We start from the raw sequence: 1,811 nt of genomic DNA on the forward strand, positions 1-1,811 counted from the left end.
GATGGTTCACTGAAAGATTTAGAGAAGCGCTTAGAGGCTTTAAGAGAAGAGTTTGAAGATTTGAAAGAGTGTTCATTTTAGGTTTAATGGAGGAATAAAGCATATGAAAATACCCGATCATAGTCATGAGTATCTGATACCAATAGCAACGCAAGAGGAAATCAGAGAAGGAACTTCGCAAGATAGCGTTGTTGTTCCTAAGATTTTAGGGACGGCATCTTTGTATTCGTATGAAACTTTTGCACCATTAGAACAGGTTGTTAATGCAAGGCAAGAGTCTGAAAAATCCATGGCGCGTGCAAATAGTGCGCAACAGGTTGCAGAGGAATCGAAAAGGGTTTCTGATCAAGCGCTTACAGAGGTGACGAAAACGGGTGAAGCGGTTACAGCAGCTACGACAACCGCTAATCTTGCAAAAGATACAGCGGATACAGCCAAGGGATTAGCAGAAGAATCCAAGAGTGCATCAGATGCCGCCAAGCAAATGGCAGAAGAGGCAAAAGCTCTTTCAGAACAATCCAAGAATGCTTGTGCTGAAGTCAAGGCATCTGTTGCAACTGTTAAGATAGTTGCCGAATCGGCGCAAACAGGAGTGGAACAAGCCTCGCAAACAGCTTCAGAAGCGAAGGGTTTGGCGGAATCGGCGAAAAGTGCAGCAGAGAGTGTAACAGAGAAAGTAGATCAAGCACTAAGAGAGGCTAGCGATGCAAAATCTAAAGCAGAAGGCTTAGAAACAATAGCCAATGAAGCAAAATCCACAAGTGATCAAGCAAGCCAAACCGCTTTGAGTGCAAAAAGTTTATCAGAAGAAGCCAAGGAAGTAGCCGAGACTGCGAAGTCGACAGCAGAAGAAGCGAAGAGTGTTGCGGAGCAAGCAAAAGAAGAAGCTGATACGACGAAGCAAGGGCTTGGAGAGGTCAAGAGTTCATTAGACACGGTGACAGCAACGACAAATTCTGCGAATACAGCCGCCTCTGAGGCAAAAGTGTTAGCGGAAGAAGCGAAGAGTGCATTGACAGAAGTTCAAGAGAAGGCACAGAGGAACAGTGACAGTCTTTCTGAACTTCAAAGTAAGGTAGGTTCTCTTTCCACTAATTTTTTAGAGGATGTGCGTTTTAATCAACCTGACAGAATTTTGGAAGCCGATTCACACAATAGAAAAGGTCTTGTGATCAATGCAGGGGCGTGTTTTCGCTTTTATCGTGGCGGTGAGAATGGGGATAGGTCCATCTTTTACCGCACTCCAGGGCGTGGAAGGATGACTTTTGACGAAGATTTTGAAGCAGGAAAGGATTATTATATATATCTCATCTTAAAAGATCAGGCGGATGAGATAGCCCTTAAGCTTTCGCAAAATCCGACAGCTCCTGATGGTTATACAGAGGATAATTATGAAAAGATTGGTGGATTTCATACGCTATGTGCGGATGTTGGTGAGATTGAAGGTCATCTCTTATCGGGTTATCAAGCGGGAGATGTTTTGCCCAATTCTGTTTGGTGTTTAAATCATCGCCCACGTAGTAGTCCAGAAGGGATGGTTTACAATCCGTGGCATAATATTTGGGTTGATATTTATCTTCAATCAGGGACAGGTGTAAATGCAAAGTCGGCATATGGTGTTCCGATTACGAGCAATCGTAGCTATGCAGATCATGCATTTGATTTTTGGTCTGTTAATAAGAGATTTTTGACGAGTGATGAGTTTTCGCCATGCATGTATGGAAGTAATCAAGCAACCAGTATTGTCGGCAATCAAGCGCCTTCTCCTAAGACGTCTGGAGGACACGTTGATACAAACAATAGACGGATGA

1 protein-coding gene is annotated in these 1,811 nt (G+C 43.6%); it reads left to right on the plus strand.

Annotation, left to right across the window (positions count from 1 at the left end):
• Positions 1-103: 103 nt before the first annotated feature.
• On the plus strand, positions 104-1,811 hold a 1,708-nt coding region (locus ACFIKG_RS09090), incomplete at its 3' end, for an alanine-zipper protein (RefSeq protein ID WP_375652175.1).

Origin of the sequence: Bartonella sp. LB28NMGDW (assembly GCF_042194435.1) — a bacterium.
GTDB classification, from domain to species: Bacteria; Pseudomonadota; Alphaproteobacteria; order Rhizobiales; family Rhizobiaceae; genus Bartonella; species Bartonella grahamii.